This is a genomic window from Pseudomonas sp. BSw22131 (assembly GCF_026810445.1).
GTDB classification, from domain to species: Bacteria; Pseudomonadota; Gammaproteobacteria; order Pseudomonadales; family Pseudomonadaceae; genus Aquipseudomonas; species Aquipseudomonas huanghezhanensis.
Window position 1 is genome coordinate 1,178,561 of record NZ_CP113949.1, and the last position, 19,000, is coordinate 1,197,560.

The 19,000-nt window shown below is 56.1% G+C and carries 21 protein-coding genes and 1 pseudogene; 10 read left to right on the forward strand and 12 right to left on the reverse strand.

Going from position 1 to position 19,000, the window contains the following annotated elements; all coding sequences use genetic code 11:
- Positions 1–97 precede the first annotated feature (97 nt).
- From OYW20_RS05255 to OYW20_RS05270, 4 genes are all read left to right on the forward strand, one after another.
- Positions 98–553 carry a flavodoxin gene (locus OYW20_RS05255; protein WP_268799669.1) on the forward strand — a complete coding sequence of 152 codons (456 nt, stop codon included), beginning with the start codon at positions 98–100 and terminating at the stop codon, positions 551–553.
- A gap of 130 nt (positions 554–683) precedes the next feature.
- A complete protein-coding gene (locus OYW20_RS05260) occupies positions 684–890 on the forward strand; it encodes a hypothetical protein (protein ID WP_268799670.1) in 207 nt (68 codons plus the stop codon).
- Positions 890–1,792, forward strand: a complete 903-nt coding sequence (locus tag OYW20_RS05265; RefSeq protein WP_268799671.1) for an alpha/beta fold hydrolase — start codon at positions 890–892, stop codon at positions 1,790–1,792. The genes OYW20_RS05260 and OYW20_RS05265 overlap by 1 nt, the downstream gene beginning before the upstream one ends.
- Before the next feature lie 154 nt (positions 1,793–1,946).
- Entirely contained in the window at positions 1,947–2,858 is a 912-nt protein-coding gene (locus OYW20_RS05270; RefSeq protein WP_268799672.1) for an SDR family oxidoreductase, read from the forward strand.
- Positions 2,859–3,257: 399 nt separating this feature from the next.
- Here the strand turns inward: OYW20_RS05270 and OYW20_RS05275 are convergent, their stop codons facing one another.
- Entirely contained in the window at positions 3,258–4,061 is an 804-nt protein-coding gene (locus OYW20_RS05275) for a SirB1 family protein (protein ID WP_268799673.1), read from the reverse strand.
- Between the two features lie 205 nt (positions 4,062–4,266).
- Between OYW20_RS05275 and OYW20_RS05280 the strand changes: the two genes are divergently transcribed.
- The gene (locus OYW20_RS05280) at positions 4,267–5,289 is read left to right on the forward strand and encodes a Glu/Leu/Phe/Val dehydrogenase family protein (RefSeq protein ID WP_268799674.1); all 1,023 of its coding nucleotides are present in this window, start codon (positions 4,267–4,269) and stop codon (positions 5,287–5,289) included.
- Between the two features lie 114 nt (positions 5,290–5,403).
- Here OYW20_RS05280 and OYW20_RS05285 read toward each other — a convergent pair whose 3' ends face one another.
- Entirely contained in the window at positions 5,404–5,673 is a 270-nt protein-coding gene (locus OYW20_RS05285) for a YebG family protein (RefSeq protein ID WP_268799675.1), read from the reverse strand.
- 293 nt (positions 5,674–5,966) lie between these two features.
- Between OYW20_RS05285 and OYW20_RS05290 the strand changes: the two genes are divergently transcribed.
- The gene (locus tag OYW20_RS05290; protein ID WP_408005466.1) at positions 5,967–6,419 is read left to right on the forward strand and encodes a phosphate-starvation-inducible protein PsiE; all 453 of its coding nucleotides are present in this window, start codon (positions 5,967–5,969) and stop codon (positions 6,417–6,419) included.
- Positions 6,420–6,436: 17 nt separating this feature from the next.
- Here the strand turns inward: OYW20_RS05290 and OYW20_RS05295 are convergent, their stop codons facing one another.
- Positions 6,437–6,952: a P-loop NTPase family protein gene (locus OYW20_RS05295; RefSeq protein WP_268799677.1), complete on the reverse strand. Its 516-nt coding sequence runs from the start codon at positions 6,950–6,952 to the stop codon at positions 6,437–6,439.
- 152 nt (positions 6,953–7,104) lie between these two features.
- On the opposite strand from OYW20_RS05295, the gene OYW20_RS05300 reads away from it, so the two are divergent.
- Positions 7,105–7,917, forward strand: coding sequence for a hypothetical protein (locus tag OYW20_RS05300; protein ID WP_268799678.1), 813 nt, complete (start codon positions 7,105–7,107; stop codon positions 7,915–7,917).
- A gap of 229 nt (positions 7,918–8,146) precedes the next feature.
- Here the strand turns inward: OYW20_RS05300 and OYW20_RS05305 are convergent, their stop codons facing one another.
- The gene (locus tag OYW20_RS05305) at positions 8,147–8,626 is read right to left on the reverse strand and encodes a GNAT family N-acetyltransferase (protein WP_268799679.1); all 480 of its coding nucleotides are present in this window, start codon (positions 8,624–8,626) and stop codon (positions 8,147–8,149) included.
- 210 nt (positions 8,627–8,836) lie between these two features.
- Here OYW20_RS05305 and OYW20_RS05310 point away from each other — a divergent pair.
- The 3 genes and pseudogenes from OYW20_RS05310 to OYW20_RS05320 all read left to right on the forward strand — a co-directional run.
- Positions 8,837–8,941 (forward strand): annotated as a pseudogene (locus OYW20_RS05310) (hypothetical protein); the annotation flags it as partial.
- Between the two features lie 193 nt (positions 8,942–9,134).
- Positions 9,135–9,614: a hypothetical protein gene (locus OYW20_RS05315; RefSeq protein ID WP_268799680.1), complete on the forward strand. Its 480-nt coding sequence runs from the start codon at positions 9,135–9,137 to the stop codon at positions 9,612–9,614.
- Positions 9,615–10,372: 758 nt separating this feature from the next.
- Positions 10,373–10,513, forward strand: a complete 141-nt coding sequence (locus OYW20_RS05320; RefSeq protein WP_268799681.1) for a hypothetical protein — start codon at positions 10,373–10,375, stop codon at positions 10,511–10,513.
- A gap of 554 nt (positions 10,514–11,067) precedes the next feature.
- Here OYW20_RS05320 and OYW20_RS05325 read toward each other — a convergent pair.
- From OYW20_RS05325 to OYW20_RS05360, 8 genes are all read right to left on the reverse strand, one after another.
- Positions 11,068–12,078: a zinc-dependent alcohol dehydrogenase family protein gene (locus OYW20_RS05325; RefSeq protein ID WP_268799682.1), complete on the reverse strand. Its 1,011-nt coding sequence runs from the start codon at positions 12,076–12,078 to the stop codon at positions 11,068–11,070.
- Between the two features lie 55 nt (positions 12,079–12,133).
- Positions 12,134–12,430: an ArsR/SmtB family transcription factor gene (locus OYW20_RS05330; protein WP_268799683.1), complete on the reverse strand. Its 297-nt coding sequence runs from the start codon at positions 12,428–12,430 to the stop codon at positions 12,134–12,136.
- A gap of 449 nt (positions 12,431–12,879) precedes the next feature.
- Complete coding sequence (locus tag OYW20_RS05335) at positions 12,880–13,224, reverse strand: YXWGXW repeat-containing protein (protein WP_268799684.1); 345 nt, start codon at positions 13,222–13,224, stop codon at positions 12,880–12,882.
- A 270-nt stretch (positions 13,225–13,494) separates the two neighbouring features.
- Entirely contained in the window at positions 13,495–13,824 is a 330-nt protein-coding gene (locus tag OYW20_RS05340; RefSeq protein ID WP_268799685.1) for a DUF3509 domain-containing protein, read from the reverse strand.
- A gap of 535 nt (positions 13,825–14,359) precedes the next feature.
- Positions 14,360–14,779, reverse strand: a complete 420-nt coding sequence (locus OYW20_RS05345) for an HPF/RaiA family ribosome-associated protein (protein ID WP_268799686.1) — start codon at positions 14,777–14,779, stop codon at positions 14,360–14,362.
- A gap of 168 nt (positions 14,780–14,947) precedes the next feature.
- Entirely contained in the window at positions 14,948–17,314 is a 2,367-nt protein-coding gene (gene fecA, locus OYW20_RS05350; RefSeq protein ID WP_268799687.1) for a TonB-dependent Fe(3+) dicitrate receptor FecA, read from the reverse strand.
- Between the two features lie 216 nt (positions 17,315–17,530).
- Positions 17,531–18,508 (reverse strand): FecR domain-containing protein, encoded by a 978-nt coding sequence (locus tag OYW20_RS05355; RefSeq protein WP_268801048.1) that lies wholly within the window; start codon positions 18,506–18,508, stop codon positions 17,531–17,533.
- A complete protein-coding gene (locus OYW20_RS05360; protein ID WP_268799688.1) occupies positions 18,490–18,993 on the reverse strand; it encodes a sigma-70 family RNA polymerase sigma factor in 504 nt (167 codons plus the stop codon). Before OYW20_RS05360 ends, OYW20_RS05355 begins: the two co-directional genes overlap by 19 nt.
- Positions 18,994–19,000: the final 7 nt, after the last annotated feature.

Consider the following 19,000-nt stretch of genomic DNA (forward strand, 5'->3'; position numbering starts at 1 on the left):
GCGTGTTTCCGAGCCGATCGCGAAGTGGGCATTCTAAGACATTGCGCCCGGGTGGGGCATAATGCCGGACGTTTTTACTCAGTCACAGGATTACGCAATGAAAGTCGCCATCCTTTCCGGATCGGTCTACGGCGCAGCCGAAGAAGTCGCCAGGCATGCCGAGTCAATCATAAAGTCTGCCGGGCATGAAGTTTTGCATAACCCGCGCATCACCTTTGCCGCGCTGCAGGCGTTTGAACCCCAAGCTTTGCTGGTCGTGACGTCGACCACAGGTATGGGCGAGTTACCCGATAACATTCAGCCCCTGTATTCGCAAATCCGGGACGTCCTGCCTTCTGCATGGCGGGGATTGCCAGGCGGCGTTATCGGGCTTGGCGACGCCAGTTATGGCGATACGTTCTGTGGCGGCGGCGAGCAGATGCGAGAGTTGTTCGCAGAACTGGGCGTGCGCGAAGTGCTTGAGATGCTGCGTCTTGACGCCAGCGAAACCGTTACTCCTGAAACCGACGCGGAGCCGTGGCTGGCAGATTTTCTGCAGCGCTTGAGCGCCTGATCCAGACGCTTCGCGGCGTTACTGACCCGCCAAGCCATTAACGTGGCTGCCAAGGCAACTCTCGCTGTTGTCATCGCTGACTAGACTGCTTGCACCCCAAGAGCAGGAAACTCACCGAGGACTCGCCATCGTGAATGTCTCCCTGGTTGCGCAAGGCCCTCAAGTGCCGGTCAGCTCGCAAGAGGCCAATCAAACCAGCAAGACTTTGCTGCACAGCCCCTACGACATCAACTCGGCCGGTTACACCATTCACAGCGGTGAAACCATGGGCGGTCTGTTGGTCATGCCCGGGCTGCTGCGCAAGCTGGATAAGTTTTCTCCCGGCTATGCGGCCTGATGAATATCGCCGAGATACCTCTGTCCGTATGGCGCACTCGCGGGTACGACTTCATGTTTCGCGGGCACGCGATCCGGTACTGGGTGGCCGGGCAGGGTGAGCCTTTGCTGCTCATCCACGGTTTTCCGACTGCCAGTTGGGACTGGAATTACCTGTGGCAACCCCTGGCGCAGCGCTATCAGGTGATCGCCTGCGACATGCTGGGCTTTGGCGATTCAGCCAAACCAAGCGCCCATCGGTACAGCCTCCTGGAGCAGGCTGATTTGCAGCAGGCACTGTTGACCCATTTGCAGATTGATCAGCCCGTTCACTTACTTGCCCACGATTACGGCGACAGCGTCGCGCAGGAACTGCTCGCGCGTCATTGCGAGTGCCGTTTTGATCTCGGCAGTTGCGTGTTTCTCAACGGCGGACTGCTTCCGGAAGCCCACCGCGCGCTGCGGATTCAAAAGCTGTTGTTGAGCCCCTTGGGATGGATGGTCGGGCGGGTGTTTGATCGTGCCAGCCTGGACAAGGATTTCAGCCGTATTTTCGGGGTGGACACGCGTCCAAGCGAAAGTGAGCTGGATGATTTTTGGAGCCTGATCGCGGCCAACGGCGGTCCGCGTATTTTGCACCGGCTGATCAACTACATCCCCGAACGTATACAGCTGCGAGAGCGCTGGGTGCTGGCGATGCAGCAGGATCAAGTCCCGCTCAAATTCATCAACGGTGCCGCTGACCCGGTCTCAGGTTTGCACATGGTTCAGCGTTACCGCGAACTTGTGCCCAACCCTGATACCGTTCTGCTGCACGGCATCGGTCGCTATCCGCACACTGAAGCGCCAGCCTTGCTGTTACGGCACTACAACGCCTTTCGTGCTGCCGTGGGTGTCCGTGAAAATGTGTTCGCGGTGTCTTGAATAGCGCGGCGCCAAGACGTTTGAATGATCATCGAGCTGCGTTATCGCGCATTATTCAGCGCTCCCTGACTTGATTGTGACCCGCGTCGGTCTTGTCGACACTCGACCCTCAATTGCACCTTGGCCTGTGCGCCTACCGTTTGGGGAAGTCAGCATGAGTGAATCCGTACGTCTGGAAGATAAAGTCGTGATTGTCACGGGGGCCGGTGGCGGACTGGGGCGTGCGCACGCGTTGCTGTTTGCTAAGCATGGCGCGCGCGTGTTGGTGAACGACCTCGGCGGTTCTGCGCATGGCGAAGGCGCCAACGCATCGGCTGCGGATCGTGTGGTTGCCGAGATTCGTGCAGCCGGCGGGCACGCCGTCGCCAACCACGACTCCGTGACCGACGGCGACAAAATCGTCCAGAGTGCGCTGGATGCGTTTGGTCGTGTAGACGTTGTCGTCAACAACGCAGGCATTCTGCGAGACAAGACGTTCGCCAAGATGGACGATACCGACTGGGATCTGGTTTACCGTGTTCATGTGGAGGGTGCTTACAAAGTTACCCGCGCAGCATGGCCTCATCTGCGTGAGCAAAACTATGGGCGGGTGATTTTCACGGCGTCGACCTCTGGCATCTACGGCAACTTTGGGCAGTCAAACTACGCAATGGCCAAACTTGGGCTGTACGGCCTGACCCGGACGCTGGCGCTCGAAGGGCGCAAGAACAACATTCTGGTCAATGCCATCGCGCCTACGGGTGGCACCCGCATGACTGAAGGGTTATTACCGGCCAATGTCTTCGATTTGCTCAAGCCGGAGTTGATCAGCCCCTTGGTGGTTTATCTGGGCAGCGAGCAGTGTGCGGACAGCGCAGGCTTGTATGAGGTGGGGGGCGGGTGGATCGGCAAAGTCCGATGGGAACGCAGCCTCGGTGTCGGATTTGACCCGCGCGCGGGATTCGGGCCTGGAGACGTCGCCGCACAGTGGGCCTCCATTGGTGACTTCGAGGGTGCTGCCCATCCCCAAGATAATATCGATGCGTTGAAAGAGATGATGGCAAACCTGCACAAGTATGCGGACTAAATAAGTCTGGATTCGTATCGGGGCCGATATGCCGTTGTACATTGGCCCTTTTGTAGGAGGTAGTTAAGTTCTATGTAGGAAGTTTCTTTTAATTCCCTCGAAGTGCGTTATGTTCAGAAAAGAAGGCGACGTACTAACAGGCAAAAAAAAGCCGCTGCATCTGCAGCGGCTAAAAAAAACGATTGACTCAGGAGCTTTAGAATCAACGTTTGGGAACGGTGCGGATACTAACGTGAGTGAGTGGTACTTAACAGAACGCTTAATGATATGAAGTGTTACTTCATGCGTAACAATCCTGTGTAAGAGGCAACTATCAACGCCTGATCAAGTGAAGAATCATTTAATTAAAAGCTCCGCCGAGTATTCGATGTGGGAGCTGCGAGCAGTTTCCGGGGAGTATCAATGCAAGGCATGGCTTGACGGGAGTTCTCTGAGTCGCTGCTCAAGCCTGAAACGCTGCACGGGGTCGTCACTCAATAACAACGCATGCTCCAGATCGAAGCGTTCTGCCTGAGGGCATTCGAGCGCTTGATAAAGACCCGCTCGTGCAAGGTGGTCACTGACATTCCCCTGGCCCAACTCCAGCACGCGATTGGCGTCCTTGAGCGATGCCAGCGGGTCGTCATTGATGTGGTGCAAGTGGCGCAAATTGCGCGACAGGCGTTGCAACATCGTCTGTGCTGTCGCAGTGCTCATGTGTTCGGCTCTTAGCGACATCTCGGGACCAAACTGACGTATCAGCAATTCTCTGCAATCTTTTGGGTACAGCCTGCGACCGCCGCAGGAATCGAGCAAATGGTCCGCCCCTGGTACTCTCAGCAGGAAATGTCCCGGAAAATTCACGCCCTCGAGGGGGATCTCAAGACGCCGGGCTATCTCCAGGCTGATCATTGCCAGCCCCAATGGTTGCCCACGCCTACGCTCAACCACCTTGTGCAAGAGCGCGGAATGCGGTTTGGGATGCGCCATGTCGTCCTGCTGAAAACCGAGGGTCGCCAGTTGTCGCAGCATCGGCTGGGCCAGTTCTGCGGCAGGGAGGATGGGCAGCGCAAAGCCAATCTTGCGGGTGAGATCGTCGATTTCTCTGAGGGTTTCGACCGGCGCGCAATCCGGGTCGTGTTCGACAGAAATCCAGAGGCCCGCTTCGAAGATGGCGGGTGGCATGCGTTGCAGGCAGGCAAGGCACTGACTACGTGGGTTCATCGACGTCTCCGGCTGGATCAGGCGGCTGGGCGTTGGTCATCGCAAGCTTCGTTGTAGCCCTTGCATGGCGTGTTCGTCCAGTGACGTTTGTTTGCGTGCTGTTTATGCATTGGCGACGCAATGTCGGGCCGAGATATGCCACAACGGCCCGTCGTTTTTTTTGCCAGCGCCTATACTCGCCCTATGAAAATCGGGAGCACGGCCAATGTTCGCTCTCATGCAAAGCTCGCAGGTACAGTCACTGCACATGACTGTCGACCCTGCGACCGGTCTTAAAGCCGTGATCGCCATCCACAGCAGCCGCAAAGGGCCTGCGCTGGGTGGTTGCCGCTATCTGTCCTATCCAACGGAACAGAGCGCGGTGGAAGATGCAATCCAGCTGGCCCGGGTCATGAGCTACAAGGCCGTGTTGGCGGGTTTGTCGCTGGGCGGCGGCACCGCTGTCATCCTGCGTACCGCTCACGTGCCTGACCGTTCGGCCTTGTTTGAGTCGTTCGCGCGCTTCGTCCAGACCCTCGACGGGCGTTACATCGCCGCGATAGACAGCGGCACGTCCAGTGCTGACATGGACTGCATTGCCCGATATACCCAGCACGTTACCAGCACCACGCAAGTGGGCGATCCCTCACGCCACACCGCAATGGGGCTTTACGCCGGCATCCGCGCCACGGCCATGGCGCGGCTGGGCAGCGAAAATCTGGAAGGTCTGCGGGTGGCTATTCAAGGCCTGGGGCATGTGGGTTATGCCCTGGCCGAGCAACTGCATGCCGCTGGCGCCGAACTGCTGGTCAGCGACCTGGACAGCGGCAAGTTGCAATTGGCGATGGAGCAGTTAGGTGCTAAACCCATCGCTGTCGAAGCCTTGCTCAGCACACCTTGTGACATCCTCGCGCCGTGTGGTCTGGGCGGCATTCTCAACAGCCACAGCGTCGCAAAACTGCGTTGCGCCGCCGTAGCGGGAGGCGCCAATAATCAACTGAGTTGTGCGGTCGTTGCCGATCAGCTCGAAGCACGTGGGATCCTGTACGCGCCCGATTACGTGATCAACTCCGGTGGCCTGATTCATATCGCTCTGCAACATCAGGGACAAGCGTCCGGCACCATCACCGCACACCTGGCGCAAATCGGTAAGCGGTTGACCGAGGTGTTCGCCCATGCCCAAGCCGAAAAGCGCTCACCGGCCCGGGTCGCCGATGCATTGGCCGAGCGGTTGCTAGAGATTGATTGAGCCGGGCGGTGATCAGCGCCGCCGGTTGCTCAGGGGGCGTTTCTTTAGGTAAAAAAACAGACAGGGCCATTGCAGGCGCTGTCTGTCGGGTGCTTCACGTTCACGACGTCACCCTCATTCGGCTGACGCCTCGCCTGCATTGATCAGCTCGGCCAGGGCGCTGGCGTTGCTCTTGAATGCGGCGGCGAACGCTGCGCGGTTCTTCGCCATGAAGATGCCGGCGTCTTCTGCCTGCTTCTCTGTCAGGCCAGCCACGTTCTTCTGCAAAACCTCTGTGAGCGATTCAGCCAGCTCAAGCATTTGGTCATGCGCATCGGCGAGTTTGCGGTCCACGAATGTAGTCTCCAAGTCGCGGGTACTGCGATACAGGGTCTCAACAGCCATCTTTCGGCCTCGTCATCGGGTGCAGTAATGGGTACTGTTTATTTATACAGTGCGCAGCATAAGGTAATCGATCCGCTTTGGATAGTGGGATTTCCAAGACGCGTCTCTGTCAGGTAGGGTCCCTTGCGACAAACCGCCACGCTCTAAACCCTAGTCTATGGCCTCGTTCCTGCTAGACAATGGCCGCCAACAGCGTGAATAAAATCGTCACGCTGGCGCGGCATCATCCGTTCCGGGTCGTGGCGCGCCTGACAACGCCTGAAATGCGTTTTCTTCTTCCGATGTGGTGGTGAATGATGAGCGAAATAAAGTGGGCTGAACGGCTGCGAAAAAGCCTGCACGGCGGGGCGGACTCGGTCGGCAACCTGGTGGTTGAGGCTTTTCATTATCTGGCGCTGTTCGGCATTGCGGCTGTAACCGTGTGGGCCGCAATCTGCGCGTTCATCGGTATGCTCGGGCAAGAAAAAATAAGTGTCGACGATATTTTGTTGCTGTTTATCTATCTCGAACTGCTCGCGATGAGTGGCATCTATTTCAAAACCAACCACATGCCTCTGCGGTTCTTGTTATACATCGGCGTTACTGCGTTGATCCGATTGCTGATCAGCGATGTTTCGCACCACAACGCACCGGATATGGGGATTATCTACGTGTGCGGTGGCGTGCTCCTGTTGGCCTTTTCCATTCTTGTTGTCAGGTATTCTTCTTCTCAGTATCCGTCAGTGAAGGAAAAGTCCGAGAGCTGATGAGTTGGCAGGGTGGGTCAGTTTTCAATCAGCGCCAACGTCGAGACTTCATCTCTTGAATTCAGTCGATATTTGGCGCCCTGAAAATTTGAAAAAAGCCTTTCGTGAAATCCAAATGCACTGGATCCTTTTCTGGTGCGATAGGTATTTGCCCACTCCAACAAATCAAGAAATGACTCTGGTGATGCACTGCCTCGATTGCCGCGAGCCGCGATATTTGACATGCACTGCTCCTCGGGAAGGGTAAGCCAGACCAAATGAGTTGCCCTGACCAAGAGTGCCTGAGCAAGCCATCCATAAATGCCCTCGATTACCCAGCGATTTTGCTGTGCTTTCACGAGAGCAAGCTCGACGGTATCTTCCTTGGTACGCATGTGGGTGTACCCGCTGCCCACGAAGTAAAGATCATCCAGATCGATGTGCGGGAAGCGCAACTTCCTCCCGAGCTGCGAGGCAAGCCAGCTTTTACCCGAACCTGAGTTCCCGATAATCAAAACCCTCGGCCCTATGCCTGTATCAACCGTCGACTGCATTATTGCTCCCTGCGTTTATCGTTAAGGCGATAAGGGCATAGCACCTTACTAAGGCCGGTGTAACCTTTTGTGGTGAAACTTACACTTTCCGTTGGCTGGTAAGCATGGTTTTGCCGGAGTAGCCTGAAGTCCATCGTCAATATGGATCTACCATGTACTTACATTTCAAAGCCATGATCAAGGCCGGGATTAAAAAGATCAGTGGCAATCGTGATCGTGATCGTGAGCTTAAACCGCAGTGGACGCGCCAGGGCCCGGGTTCAGTCCTCATGGAGAGGTATCACTACATTGACGAGGGTACGCAGGATAAGGATGGCTTCTATGATTATTATTATGAGTACGATGTGTACTACTTCAAGGATGGCGACTTGTCCCTCGTCGCTCGCTGCTACGCGGATGAGCCTGATGAAGCAGCCTTTATGGGCATTGAGTTCGACGGATACGATCGTGCGCTCGAGCCTGACGATCGGACTCTTCCATTAGTGTGCGCAGCGTTGACTCAATTGAGGTCAGACGGAAAAACAAAATTCTTCACCCTTGCGGGGTCAGGTTACGAGCCCATATTCGGGCGAGCCGATGAGGACATCCGGAATGAAGGACTGACCTCGCGCTGCGAACGCATCGAGGTCATCGCGCTGTCGCCCAATGCCCGCTATCGTGTCCAGGCGACCCCTTGGGAGGCGAGTAACACGTGCTGGATTTATCCGCCCGAGATATTAGATATAAAGCGCAACACCCGTGTGTTTGCTTTAAAAAGCAATCTCTGGTCAGCAGATCAGGCGCGGTGGTTGGACTGCGCATGTGTTGAGCTCACGCTGCGCAAATACCCCGGAAGGCTCACGGGTAAGGGAATAACGGTGACCATCGACTGCACTCGTGGTACAGCTGTTTACTCCGATGGTATTGAGATTGAATCGTCAGCGCTCGAGCAGGCGCTCGATACGATGCTCGAACGCGTTGAATGACGTGGCCAGGGCACACTTCGATATCGCCAAAGGGATAATTGAGCCATCTGCCGAGATGTCATTGACCCTTGTTGCTTAATTTGACTGACCTATATGCGGCCTCTGAAATCCCAGGCAAAGACTTCGTTCGCTGAGTATTCAGATAGCGCAATGAATTGAGGCAGCCTGGGTCACAATCGCATAAGCGCCAACACATTGCGGACACCCCGCTGGTACCGATCTTGGTGAATCAGTTTGCGAGCCAGAGCATTGTCTGAACCGTAATATAAGGATGACTTTCCAACGGCTCCCATTCATCCAGGAAATCAAAACCCTGTTTCAGATAGAAGTTTGAGGCTCTCGCATTGTCTGGTGAGACGTCGAGAAAAACGCGATCAAAGCCCTTGCCCATCGCGCGAGCTTTTACTGCATCAACCAACTGGACTGCGACGCCAGAGCCCCGTGCGGCGGGCTCAACCCACATTCCGATCAAGGTATAGCGATTCGCGATGCTAACTCCGGCCCCCACCATCCCGACAGATTTGTCTCCATCGAAAGCCAACCAGAACTCCGTTCCGGTCGATGATGCTCGCTCTTTCCACTGTTCATCATCGTATTTAGCGGCTGTTTGGTAACTCACACCAAACGCCGTTGGTGTGTCCAAAAGCGCAGCGAGTCGCACTTGCTTCAAACGTATCCAGTCTGTTGTTTCCGTCTGTCGAATGAGCATGATTTTCCTGAAAAATTAGCCACACCTCAACGTCTCACATGAGTGTCGAGAGGGGCAACACCGGAGGGTGTTGCATGACGGTAGCATTCGGCTGAAAGCCGAAGTGGTGCAAACACCCGCTTAGGACCGATTGCTGTCTGACCTAAAGGGCTGTTTTCGACCAACGCTGCGTAGAACGCCGCCAACGACCGCGACCGTAACTTCACCGTCGGTTCCGACCGCGATCAGCTCAGCGCCATGGCCATGGCCATGGCTTCGGATTCGCTTTCGGTGCTGGCTGACCGAGCCTATTTCAACGGTGAGGAAATCCTGGCATTTTCACAATGCGAACGCCACGACCAATCTAACGTTGCCAGAATTCGTCACTGGAATGGCAATGCGCTATCATCGGCGACCCCTCGGATTACTTCTCAAAAGGAATTGTCGAATGACCTATCTACGCCCGCTTTTAGCGTCAGCACTCATTGCTCTCTGTGCTGGCTGTGCCTCGCCCGCCCAAGTATCTGGAATGTCGGTCGGAGCTGACCAGGCTCAGGCCGCTACCTACAATTCAGGTCTGCAACATAACGTGCAAATTTCCCAGGTGGATGGCGGAGATAAAACCAACCCGCTATGGACGTCGGAAATCGACGGGCCTGACTTCGGTGCCGCACTCAAGCAGTCTCTCGCCAATGCCAACCTGTTGGGCGATGGGTCGGCCCCTTATTCGTTGCGAGCCAATCTGCTGCGCGTGGACCAGCCCTTCATTGGGTTGAATTTCGAAGTGACCAGTGAGGTTGAATATACATTGATCGAATCGCGCAATAGTAATGTCCTCTGGCGCGAAATCATCCGAACCCCGTTCACCGCTGGCGTTGGCGACTCGGTCATCGGTGTCAAGCGCCTACGCCTGGCCAATGAAGGCTCCGCTCGGGCGAACATCACAGCGCTGCTCAAACGCATGAGCGAGCTGAATATCGAAGCCAAGCAGGTTTCGTTGAAGAAATGAAGGCGACCGGCAGCCTTGTTTTAACCCGTGCTAGCTGAGCTCATTTCGCTCTTTTAGTCGAGTGCTGTCCGTACAAAGCTGACGTACCAACAGATCTTGAGGCGAACTCTTCGGGACGGGCTGTCATGAACCAGGCCCGGGACCGCCTGGGGTTTGCCGCAACCACTGCGACGATCCTATATAGGCGGGTTTGTGTTTCTGCTTCTAAGACGCTACCCGCCACCTTTTATGCATGCGCGCTGAAAACCCAATTCATAGCGTAGAGTCTCAATCACCTGATCAACAGACGGGCCTTGTATGGGAGGTGACTCAGGACGCTCGCAGCACTCTCGCCACACAAACAGCGTCAGCTCTGCGTCATCAGTCTGCGCAAATCCATTAGAACGGAGTTCAGCAAGCTAGCAGTACGCTCACGGATAGCGAAAGGCTTACACGCTTTTCAGTGTAATGGCCGTTTACTAGCATCGAAGCATTGCTCAAGATAGGCCATCAACTGAAGTGCAGGAAGCGCTTCGGAGGTCACGGATGATCACCATTGCCTGGACGGCTACCGACAGGATGTTGGAATGGTTTTGATGGAGAAAAATGACCCGCTTCGGCGGGTTTTTTAATGCCCGTGATTCGTTGGCGGCCGTTGTTAATCTGTATTGCTTAGTCATGCCGCAGTTAACTTCCCGATCAAGTGTTCTGACATCAACGGAGAGTGGCACCAATTGCCGGGAGCTTCTGAAAATGCATTAACCGCGCTAAGAGCGGCTGTGCCGCAAGTGCTTCCTGATGATTACTACCTGTTGCTGCGCTTGAGCAATGTTGACGAGATGTCGTTGCCTGTAGGCCCGTTTAACTTCGCACTCGATGCTGTGGAGGTTGTGCTCGACCCTTGGGAGATTTCGCACTAAGCGCAGGCAGCTCCAGAGATGTTTGTTTTCGGGAGCAACGGCGGCGGTGAGCTTGTGGCTTTCGATCTCAAAGGGAACTTACCACCCTGGCCTATCGTTGACTCTATGCGATTGCTCCAGAAGAGTCGGTGCAAAGTATTGAGGAAAACTTTACGGCTTTCGTATCTCTGATAGGTGGGCATGGCTGAGCATGGGAAACTCATACGGGAGCCTCCCCGTTTACGCCCGATTACTGCCTTTCATGAAGGGCTGCAACCGACCGATTCGGTTGAAAAAGTCGGTTTTCTCAAACTGCCATAATACTGATCAGTGAAAGTGTCTTTTTTATGCGCTGCCACTTGAAGTCTGAGTCCGAATACCTCTGCGCCGACTCTAGATTTCAATCTCACGCGCATACTTTTCTAACGTGAAAACCACGGCGGACTTTTTCAACAGAATCGACCCATAGCTGCCGGTGCTACAGGCAGCTATGGGCCAATCTCTGATCCGCTGCGTCGGCAGCGATGTCAGCATATTTTTTAGATAGGCATATGGATCATGCCCATTATGTGGGCTTAGATATCCAGGCAGATTTTGCCGAAATGCTGGTTGGTTTCCTGGTACTTGAACGCTTCGACAATCTCGCTCAAAGGGAAATGACGATCAATAATCGGGCGCATGCCATTAGCATTGATGGCTCGGACCATGTCTTGCTGCTGGCTGCGGCTACCCACCAATACACCCTGCAGACGCACTTGCTTGATCAGTGCCGGCACAAAATTCATTGCACCGCTTACACCACTCAATATCCCGATGACGGAAATGTGACCAGCAACCCGAATTGCAATCATCGATTGCTCAAGCGTCGCAGGGCCGCCGACTTCGATGATGTGGTCAACACCACGGCCACCCGTTAGAGCGCGTGCAGTTTCGCCCCAGTTAAGGTCTTTGCGGTAATTGATTACATGATCAGCGCCTAGAGCTTTCAGACGTTCAAGTTTTTCGTCGCTTGAAGAGGTAGCAATGACGGTAGCACCGGCCATTTTAGCGAACTGCAGGGCGAAAATTGAAACGCCACCGGTGCCTTGGACGAGCACGGTGTCGCCCGGCTTGAGTGAGTCATCGGCCATCAGGGCGCGCCATGCAGTAAGGCCAGCGGTGGTAAGCGTCGACGCCTCAGCATGGCTGTAGCCATTAGGCGCGAGGGTAAAAGATGTGGCTTTGGCCGTCACTTGCTCACGAGCGTAGCCGTCAATGCCATCGCCTGGGACGCTGACAAATCCTTCAACCAGTGGCACACCGTCGATCCACTCCGGGAAGAATGTGCTGACGACCGAGTCACCCACCTTGAATTCAGTGACATCTGGGCCGACAGCAATGACTTCGCCTGCACCATCGGCCATGGGGATGCGTTTTTCGCTAGGGCCCCACATACCGCTGACCACCGCGAAGTCGTGGTAGTTGAGCGAGTTGGCGTGAAGTCGTACGGTGATTTCGCCAAGCGCTGCGGCTTGGACTTCGCTGCTGCCGACCACAACGTTTTCATAGCCGCCACCGGGTTGGACGAAGATAGTTTTGCTGCTCATAGGGGGTTCCTTATGTTTTCTAATTACGCGAAATAACGAAATGAAAGTTTAAAAATTACAACTCGATCATCAACCTAGCCGCAAAGTCGTCAATCGCCTGCTCACTGCGTCGGTAGTAAGTCCACTTTCCGATGCGGGTGGTTAGCACGAAGCCTGCGCGCTGCAAGATAGCTAAGTGTGCAGAAGCGGTAGAAGGTGAAAGCCCTGCCTTGTGCTGCAAATGGGTTACGCATACTCCTATTGCAGGATCGCCATGATCCTGAGGTGGGAAATTACTAAGTGGGTCTTTGAGCCACTCCATCATTTGCATGCGAGTGTCATTGGCCAGGGCTTTGAGCTGTTCGAGTATCATGGTCGGCAATGCTACGCTTTTTTACGAAATGTTCAACAAGTAATCTATTAGCCTTCGCAAGGGTTTGAAATCAAAAAAACTCATCCAGCTGAATCGACCCTACTTTTGTCGATGCATTGAATGACTGCTTGAACCGCCCCGCTGTGGTAGACATCTCCGGCCTATGTTTGAACGTCCGCTTCTGGCCCGGGCTGTGTGAAAACGTTTTAGAGCAGGGTTGACGATCAGAACCGGACCGAAAATCGCGCCCCTACGAAAATTTCAGGTCCGCTGACCAACCGAACGCTGGCAGACTTCAATTAGCGACGCGGACTTCAAAATGGTGCATGCGTTTTCACACAGCCTGGGCCCAAACCTGCCGGTGACCATTCACTCGTCCCCAAGCATCCACCCCCAAAAAAATGCCCCGGTCATCGGGCATTTTGCTGTCTGGGATTGTCCGGGATTGCTTAGTTCACCCAAACGCCTACGTGGTAGTGCCAGCCATCGCCTCGGCTTTCCCAGTACGGATGTTGATAGCGGTAGCCAGGGCGCACGGTTTCCCAATGTCCGTGGACCGGGACGTAGCGGTTGCCGTTCCAGTGCCAATAACCCCGTGCCCAGATGTAGCCGGGGCGGGGGGCCGGTTCTTCCTCGATGATTCGCTCGGGTGGTGCCTGGGGAGCGACGACTTCGACGTATTCAGTCCGGGGTGCGGGTCGCTCGACTACGCGGCGTTCATGAACGACGCGCTCTTGTACGCAACCGGCGGTCATGGCCAGTGCTGCAATCACTGCTGCATTACGTAAAAACATATCGCCACCTCAGACTTATCCACAACGTGAAACAACCCACGAATGATTGACCGAAGTCTCTCTTGTGATTTTGTTGTAACAGGTCTTTTCTGTCTGGGCGCTGAACTGGCAGGGGATCGGGACGTTGTGGCGATCGCCGGTATTGGCGTTTGTTGATTCTTGATGTGGCGGACAGTTGGCTTGGGTGGACCAAGGGCAGGAAAAGCTGGGTTAAGCGCCTGAGGAAGAGGGAGGCGATACGGTCATCGCCTCCGCGCTGATTGAGCTCATTCAGATGCCCGCAGCCATTGTGGGGCGGCTCAGCATGCGGGGCTTGGCTGCGACGGGGGCAAGTTGTTTAAGGTCTCCGTCAGTCATGGCGGCGAGGATCTTGATAGCGCTGTGACCCTGTTCGATCGCAATGCCAAATTGTACGCTTTCGATCAAGCGACTCAGGCGTTTGGGGGAGTTGCGTTGTTCTGCGCTGATCAAGCGTTTAGCGACCACCCCTGACTCGTTGGAGAGTGTCAGCATGATGGTCCCGTCCAAGCCCTGGATACTCAAATTAACCCGGTAGTCTGGGTGGAAAGCGTCGGTGATCTGTTGAAATGGATTGTCCATGGCCTGTACCTGGTTATCGAGTCTGCATAAGTTGACTGGGGGTTAGTCCCTTTAGTTCTTGACGCTGATCAACGGTAGAAAAATTCCTGTCTTGGCCGTTATCGCTGACTTAACGGTTTCGTCCTGTTTCTGATCCGTTGATGCTATCGGTTAAGCGAATACTGATTGGACGTGAAGCTGATGAGGATTGCATTCGCGCTTGTGCGCACGTATTTGGCGTTGCCCTGAGTAACCTGCATGGTTTGGGCCACGTACGATGAACGGTGCAAACGCATCAATTCAGCGGCATTCAACCTGTTTTCATTCAGTCATCGGCGCTTCGCTGGCGGTAAAGCGCAAGAGGCAAATGCCCTTATCCGGACCGACAAGCACCATTAGTGCCCGGGGTGCATGCTTTGTGTGCGAGCCAGTAGTTCCGTGATTTCGACGCAATAAGCCAAACCGAAAAAGGGCGGGCCTGTCTTCACGGGCCCGCCCTTTTCGAGTGCTTCAATTCGTTGGGCCGGCTGTTGTCAGTCGGTCCATCGCTGCCGGATCAACCGTGCAGCGCATCATCCTTCTCAAGAAATTCTTCCTGAAGCAGCGCATCCGGACTTTCGGCGTCGCTGTCTTTGGTGTTGCTGATGGCCGACACGCCGCCGCGTTTGCTGCGCAGTTTGCCGAACAGGTGTTCCAGTGCGTGATCGAGTTTCACCGCAGCGCCGTCCACAGCCATGTCCAGTGAGCTGGCTTTGTGGGTGACAGAAATAGGTTGGTGTCCTTTTGGCCTGGCTTCCATCTGGCAACGGATGTCGTGCGGGCCTGGCTTGTCGCCATTTTCGTCCTGGATATGGACTTCAATACGGGTGAGGTCTTCTTCGTAGCGTTCGAGCGTGCTTTCAACGGTGTTTCGTACCCACTCCTCCAGTCGGACACTGCTTTCGATGTGGTTATCGCTGTTGACCTGGATTTGCATAATTCTTCCCTTACTTTGGCTTGCTCGGGAGAGTCTCGACGTCACAGAGTTGCGTCTGCCCTCAGTCACAGTGTTGGCGCCGATGGGCGAACAATTCAACCCCTAAAACCAGAGAATATATTTCAGCTGGATACGGAACTAATTATCCAGCTGGCCCACCGGGCGAGATCAGAACGAAACCGAGGTCTGCACATACAGCGTGCGAGGTTCGCCCACGTACTTGCCCTTGTTGTTGTCATCGAACGAGCGGGTGAAGTACTGGCGATTGAGGATGTTCTTCACCCCTATGGCGACGTTGAGGTCAGACATTTGCGGACCAAAATCATAGGCCGCACGGCTGCTGAACAGCATGAAGCCTGGAATGCGCCCGGTGCTGCCGTCGGCGCTTTCGGCAGAGGTGTTCGTGTTGTCAGCGAACTGGCTGCTCTGGTACGAACTGTCCACGTTCAGCTTCCACGGACCTTCGGTGTAACCGACACCCAAGGTGCCTTTGTGTTTTGACGAGAACGGAACACGATTGCCTTGGTTCGGGCCACTTTCCTCAATGGTCGCGTCAACGAACGCATACGTGGCGTAGACATCGAAACCGCCCAGCATCGGACTCAAACCATCAAGCGCGAAGTTGACGCTGGTCTCGATGCCGCGATGACGTGTCTGCCCTCGAGCAATCACCGTGTCGTTGGTCTGGTTGCTCTCGTATTGATTATCGAAATTGATCAAAAACGCGCCGATCTCCGCCCGCAGGTTGCCATTGTCATAGCGGGTGCCGAGTTCCCAGGTGCGTGCTTTCTCCGGTTTCACTTCGCCGCCAATCACACGGTTTGGCATCTGGCTGTACTGCACGGAGCCGAAAGACCCCTCGGTGTTGGCGTAAAGATTCCAGCTTTCGGTCAGGTGATACAGCACATTGAGCGCAGGCAGTGCGGTGTTGTAATCGCCCTGATATTTGACGTTGGTCAGGTTGTTGTTCTGCGCAGAATCAATCATTTCGTAGCGAATGCCGGGGGTGAACGTCCATTTGCCGATGTCGATGCGGTCATCGATGTAGAACGCGTGGGCTTGGGTCGAGCCTCGGGTGTCCCGGTCATTGCGGCTGTCAGTGGTAGGCAGCAGATTCAGCGCCGTATTTTCGCGATAGCGCAGTTCATGGCCTGCTTCGTTGACATAGCGATACCCAACGCCGACCTCGTGCCAGGTGTCGCCAAGCCCGAAGCCTTGGGAGAAACGCGTTTCCAGCCCCCGCACCCAATATTCACGCGGTGACAGCGACACGAATGAGCCTTGGTCCAGATAGCCGCTGCGCAGGGTCTTGGTGAAGAAGCTGTTGACGGTAAAAACCCGCGCGTCTTGTTCGTAGCGATAACCGATGTTGAACATTGTGCGGCGACCCCAGAATTTGTCTTTCTGGCGCGTCGACTGGTACGGATCAGCGTCGTAGTCATCCACGTTCAGGCCGCCTGGCATGTCGGCTTGCCCTTCGTAGTACTGCGCTTCGGTATTGATGCTGTTAGCTTCGTCGATCTGGTATTTGCCCTTGAGAATCAGGTCGTCGATCTGCGTATCACTGTGCTCACGCCAATCGCCGCCGCGCGTGCCGGAATACAACACGGCGCCGCCCAAGCCGTTTTCGTTTGTACCGCCCGCCAGCAGATTGCCTGTGGTTTTGAAGCCGTCGTGGCTGGACGATGGGCTGGTTTGTGTCTGAATCCCGCCCTTGACAGTCGGCGCGTCCGGGATCGCCCGGGTCACGAAGTTGACGATACCGCCCACGTTCTGAGGGCCGTAGCGCACGGCACCGCCACCGCGAACCACATCCACTGCGTCCATGTTGCCCATGCTGATCGGCGCAAAAGATAACTGCGGCTGACCGTAAGGCGCGAACGGCACCGGGATGCCGTCCATCAGCACCGTGGAGCGGGCGGCAAGTCGTGGGTTGAGGCCGCGAATGCCGAAGTTGAGCGCCATATCGTGGCTACCCGTGCCGTTGTTGTCCGGCGCGTTGACGCCAGGAATGCGGTTCAGGACTTCACGCGCACTGGTGGCGCCCGTGCGTTCGAATTCGTCGCGACGGATTACATCACGTGCGCCAGGATGCTCGAAGACGTTGGTCTGCTGCGCGGCGCCCAGCCAGTCACCGACTACCGTGGAGGCGCCCAACTCAATCGGGTCGTTAGTGTTTTCGGCGCTCTGGGCTTGAGTGGCAGGCTGCAAGGTGAAGCCGTTATTGCCGTCTGTCCTGGCTTGCAGGCCGGTGCCTTCCAGCAGTTGGGCGAGCCCTTGCTCAGGGGTGAAACTGCCTTCCAGGCCTCGGCTCGTACGACCGCTGGTGACGTCCGGGCTGTATGAGATCAGCACACCGGCTTCGCGGCCGAACTGGTTCAGCGCGGCTTCCAGTTCAGTGGGGGCGATGTGATACGGCTTGGTCGCTTCGGCCGCGTGGCTCAGCGACACCGCCCCCAGTGAAAGGCTGGCGCCGAAGATGACATGACGCAATGTGCGGGCGAGCGGCAGCAGCGGGGTCGGGCGGGATGACATGCAGGAGTCCTTTGGAAAGACGGATAAAAAGTGCTTTTCCTGTCTGTCACGCGAGTCGATGAAAACAGCTCATAAAATTTGTTAAAAACTGAAAATAATCTGTAGGCAATCCCCTCGTCGTTGAGATGCCGCCGGATTCCGAGTTATCGCGCCACGAACGGTGGCTGTGGGCGGACAGGTCGAGTCGGACCCTGCCGATGCAGTAAATGCTTGGGTCTAGACGCGCTTTTCGACGGTGACCCAATACCGGGTAAAACGCTGGACTTTTACCGGCAACGCTACTTCAAGCATGTCGAGAATCCGTTCGCTGTCCGCCAACGGGTAGCTGCCGGAAATCAACAGGTCTGCGGCGTTGGGATCGCAATTGAGCCTGCCGCGACGGTAGCGGTTAAGTTCGACGAGGAAGTCCTCCAGCCGCATGTGCGCAGCCACCAGCATCCCGTCGGCCCACGCACCGTTGCTGGCATCCAGTTCGCGCACTGGCGTCCATTGCGATGCGGTAAACGTGACTTGCTGGTTGGCCTGGAGCAAAAAAGGCGGGCCTGAACGAGCAGCCGGGGTCAATCTCATGCTGCCCGTAAACACCGCCAGTTGAGAGTGACCGTCCAGTTGCCGCAGGTTAAAACGCGTTTCACCGGCGAGCGTTTGAAGGCTGCCCTGCGCCGTCAGCAGTTGCAGTGGGCGCGGGTCCGACGCCGCCGTCATCAGCATCTCGCCTTCGAGCAGGCGAATCAGCCGCTGGTGGCTGTCAAACCGTACATCCATCGCACTGCCGGTATTGAGTTGCACCTGGCTGCCGTCCGCCAGCGCCACTTCGCGCCGCTCACCCACGCTGCTTCGGTAATCGGCAAACAAGGGTGGCAGCGCTAACTGGTCGCGCATGCCCCAGGTCAACGCGCCGCCTGCGCCGAGTAACAGCAGCAGTTTCAACGCATGTCGCCGGCTTTGAGAGGCGGGTGCGTTGATAGCCGCGTGGGCCAGCGGCGAGGACAAACCGCTCAAGCGCTGATTGACCCGCTGGATATGTGCCCAGGCGCGTTGATGATCGTGGTGGCTGGTCAGCCAGGCCTGCCAGGCGTGTTGCCGACCGGGCTCAAGGGCGCCGCTTTGCATTTCCACCAGCCAGCTCACTGCTTGCTCGGCGACCTCTGGCGAAATATCCGGGCGATTCATGCTCACAGAGCGAAGTAGCAGCGCAGGGCCGCTTTGTTCAGGTGGCGTTTGACGGTGGCAATCGAGATGTTCAGGCAGGCGGCGATTTGGCCGTGGGTCAGGCCGTCCACCTGTGCCAGCAAAAACGCGCGCTTGACCAATATCGGCAGGCCATCGAGCAGTTGATCGAGCTCCACCAGCGTTTCCAGAATAATCGCGCGTTCTTCTTCCGACGGGGCCACGCATTCAGGCAGTTCGGCCAGCGCTGCTGCGTAGGCACGTTCCAGCTCCTGACGTCGGTAATGGTTGCACAGCACACGCCTGGCGACGGTGGTGAGGAAGGCGCGAGGTTCCACAAGCTGCGGCGTGTCACGGGCCAGCAGGACTTTGACGAAAGTGTCCTGCGCAAGGTCGGCCGCGCTGTCCGGGCAACCCAGACGGCGGCGCAACCATGTCGTCAGCCAACGATGGTGAGCGCTGTAAAGACCTTCCACGATGTGGTGGGAGAGGGGATGAGCGGTCGACATAGCCAGT

Excerpts from the sequence above, each read along its gene's own strand:
- fecA (WP_268799687.1), bottom strand. The coding sequence starts at position 17,314 with ATGTCATCCCGCCCGACCCCGCTGCTGCCGCTCGCCCGCACATTGCGT.
- OYW20_RS05290 (WP_408005466.1), top strand. The coding sequence starts at position 5,967 with ATGATGAGCGAAATAAAGTGGGCTGAACGGCTGCGAAAAAGCCTGCAC.
- OYW20_RS05285 (WP_268799675.1), bottom strand. The coding sequence starts at position 5,673 with ATGGCTGTTGAGACCCTGTATCGCAGTACCCGCGACTTGGAGACTACA.
- OYW20_RS05300 (WP_268799678.1), top strand. The coding sequence starts at position 7,105 with ATGTACTTACATTTCAAAGCCATGATCAAGGCCGGGATTAAAAAGATC.
- OYW20_RS05280 (WP_268799674.1), top strand. The coding sequence starts at position 4,267 with ATGTTCGCTCTCATGCAAAGCTCGCAGGTACAGTCACTGCACATGACT.
- OYW20_RS05275 (WP_268799673.1), bottom strand. The coding sequence starts at position 4,061 with ATGAACCCACGTAGTCAGTGCCTTGCCTGCCTGCAACGCATGCCACCC.
- OYW20_RS05325 (WP_268799682.1), bottom strand. The coding sequence starts at position 12,078 with ATGAGCAGCAAAACTATCTTCGTCCAACCCGGTGGCGGCTATGAAAAC.
- OYW20_RS05295 (WP_268799677.1), bottom strand. The coding sequence starts at position 6,952 with ATGCAGTCGACGGTTGATACAGGCATAGGGCCGAGGGTTTTGATTATC.
- OYW20_RS05265 (WP_268799671.1), top strand. The coding sequence starts at position 890 with ATGAATATCGCCGAGATACCTCTGTCCGTATGGCGCACTCGCGGGTAC.
- OYW20_RS05345 (WP_268799686.1), bottom strand. The coding sequence starts at position 14,779 with ATGCAAATCCAGGTCAACAGCGATAACCACATCGAAAGCAGTGTCCGA.
- OYW20_RS05270 (WP_268799672.1), top strand. The coding sequence starts at position 1,947 with ATGAGTGAATCCGTACGTCTGGAAGATAAAGTCGTGATTGTCACGGGG.
- OYW20_RS05335 (WP_268799684.1), bottom strand. The coding sequence starts at position 13,224 with ATGTTTTTACGTAATGCAGCAGTGATTGCAGCACTGGCCATGACCGCC.
- OYW20_RS05340 (WP_268799685.1), bottom strand. The coding sequence starts at position 13,824 with ATGGACAATCCATTTCAACAGATCACCGACGCTTTCCACCCAGACTAC.
- OYW20_RS05330 (WP_268799683.1), bottom strand. The coding sequence starts at position 12,430 with ATGATACTCGAACAGCTCAAAGCCCTGGCCAATGACACTCGCATGCAA.
- OYW20_RS05305 (WP_268799679.1), bottom strand. The coding sequence starts at position 8,626 with ATGCTCATTCGACAGACGGAAACAACAGACTGGATACGTTTGAAGCAA.
- OYW20_RS05255 (WP_268799669.1), top strand. The coding sequence starts at position 98 with ATGAAAGTCGCCATCCTTTCCGGATCGGTCTACGGCGCAGCCGAAGAA.
- OYW20_RS05360 (WP_268799688.1), bottom strand. The coding sequence starts at position 18,993 with ATGTCGACCGCTCATCCCCTCTCCCACCACATCGTGGAAGGTCTTTAC.
- OYW20_RS05315 (WP_268799680.1), top strand. The coding sequence starts at position 9,135 with ATGTCGGTCGGAGCTGACCAGGCTCAGGCCGCTACCTACAATTCAGGT.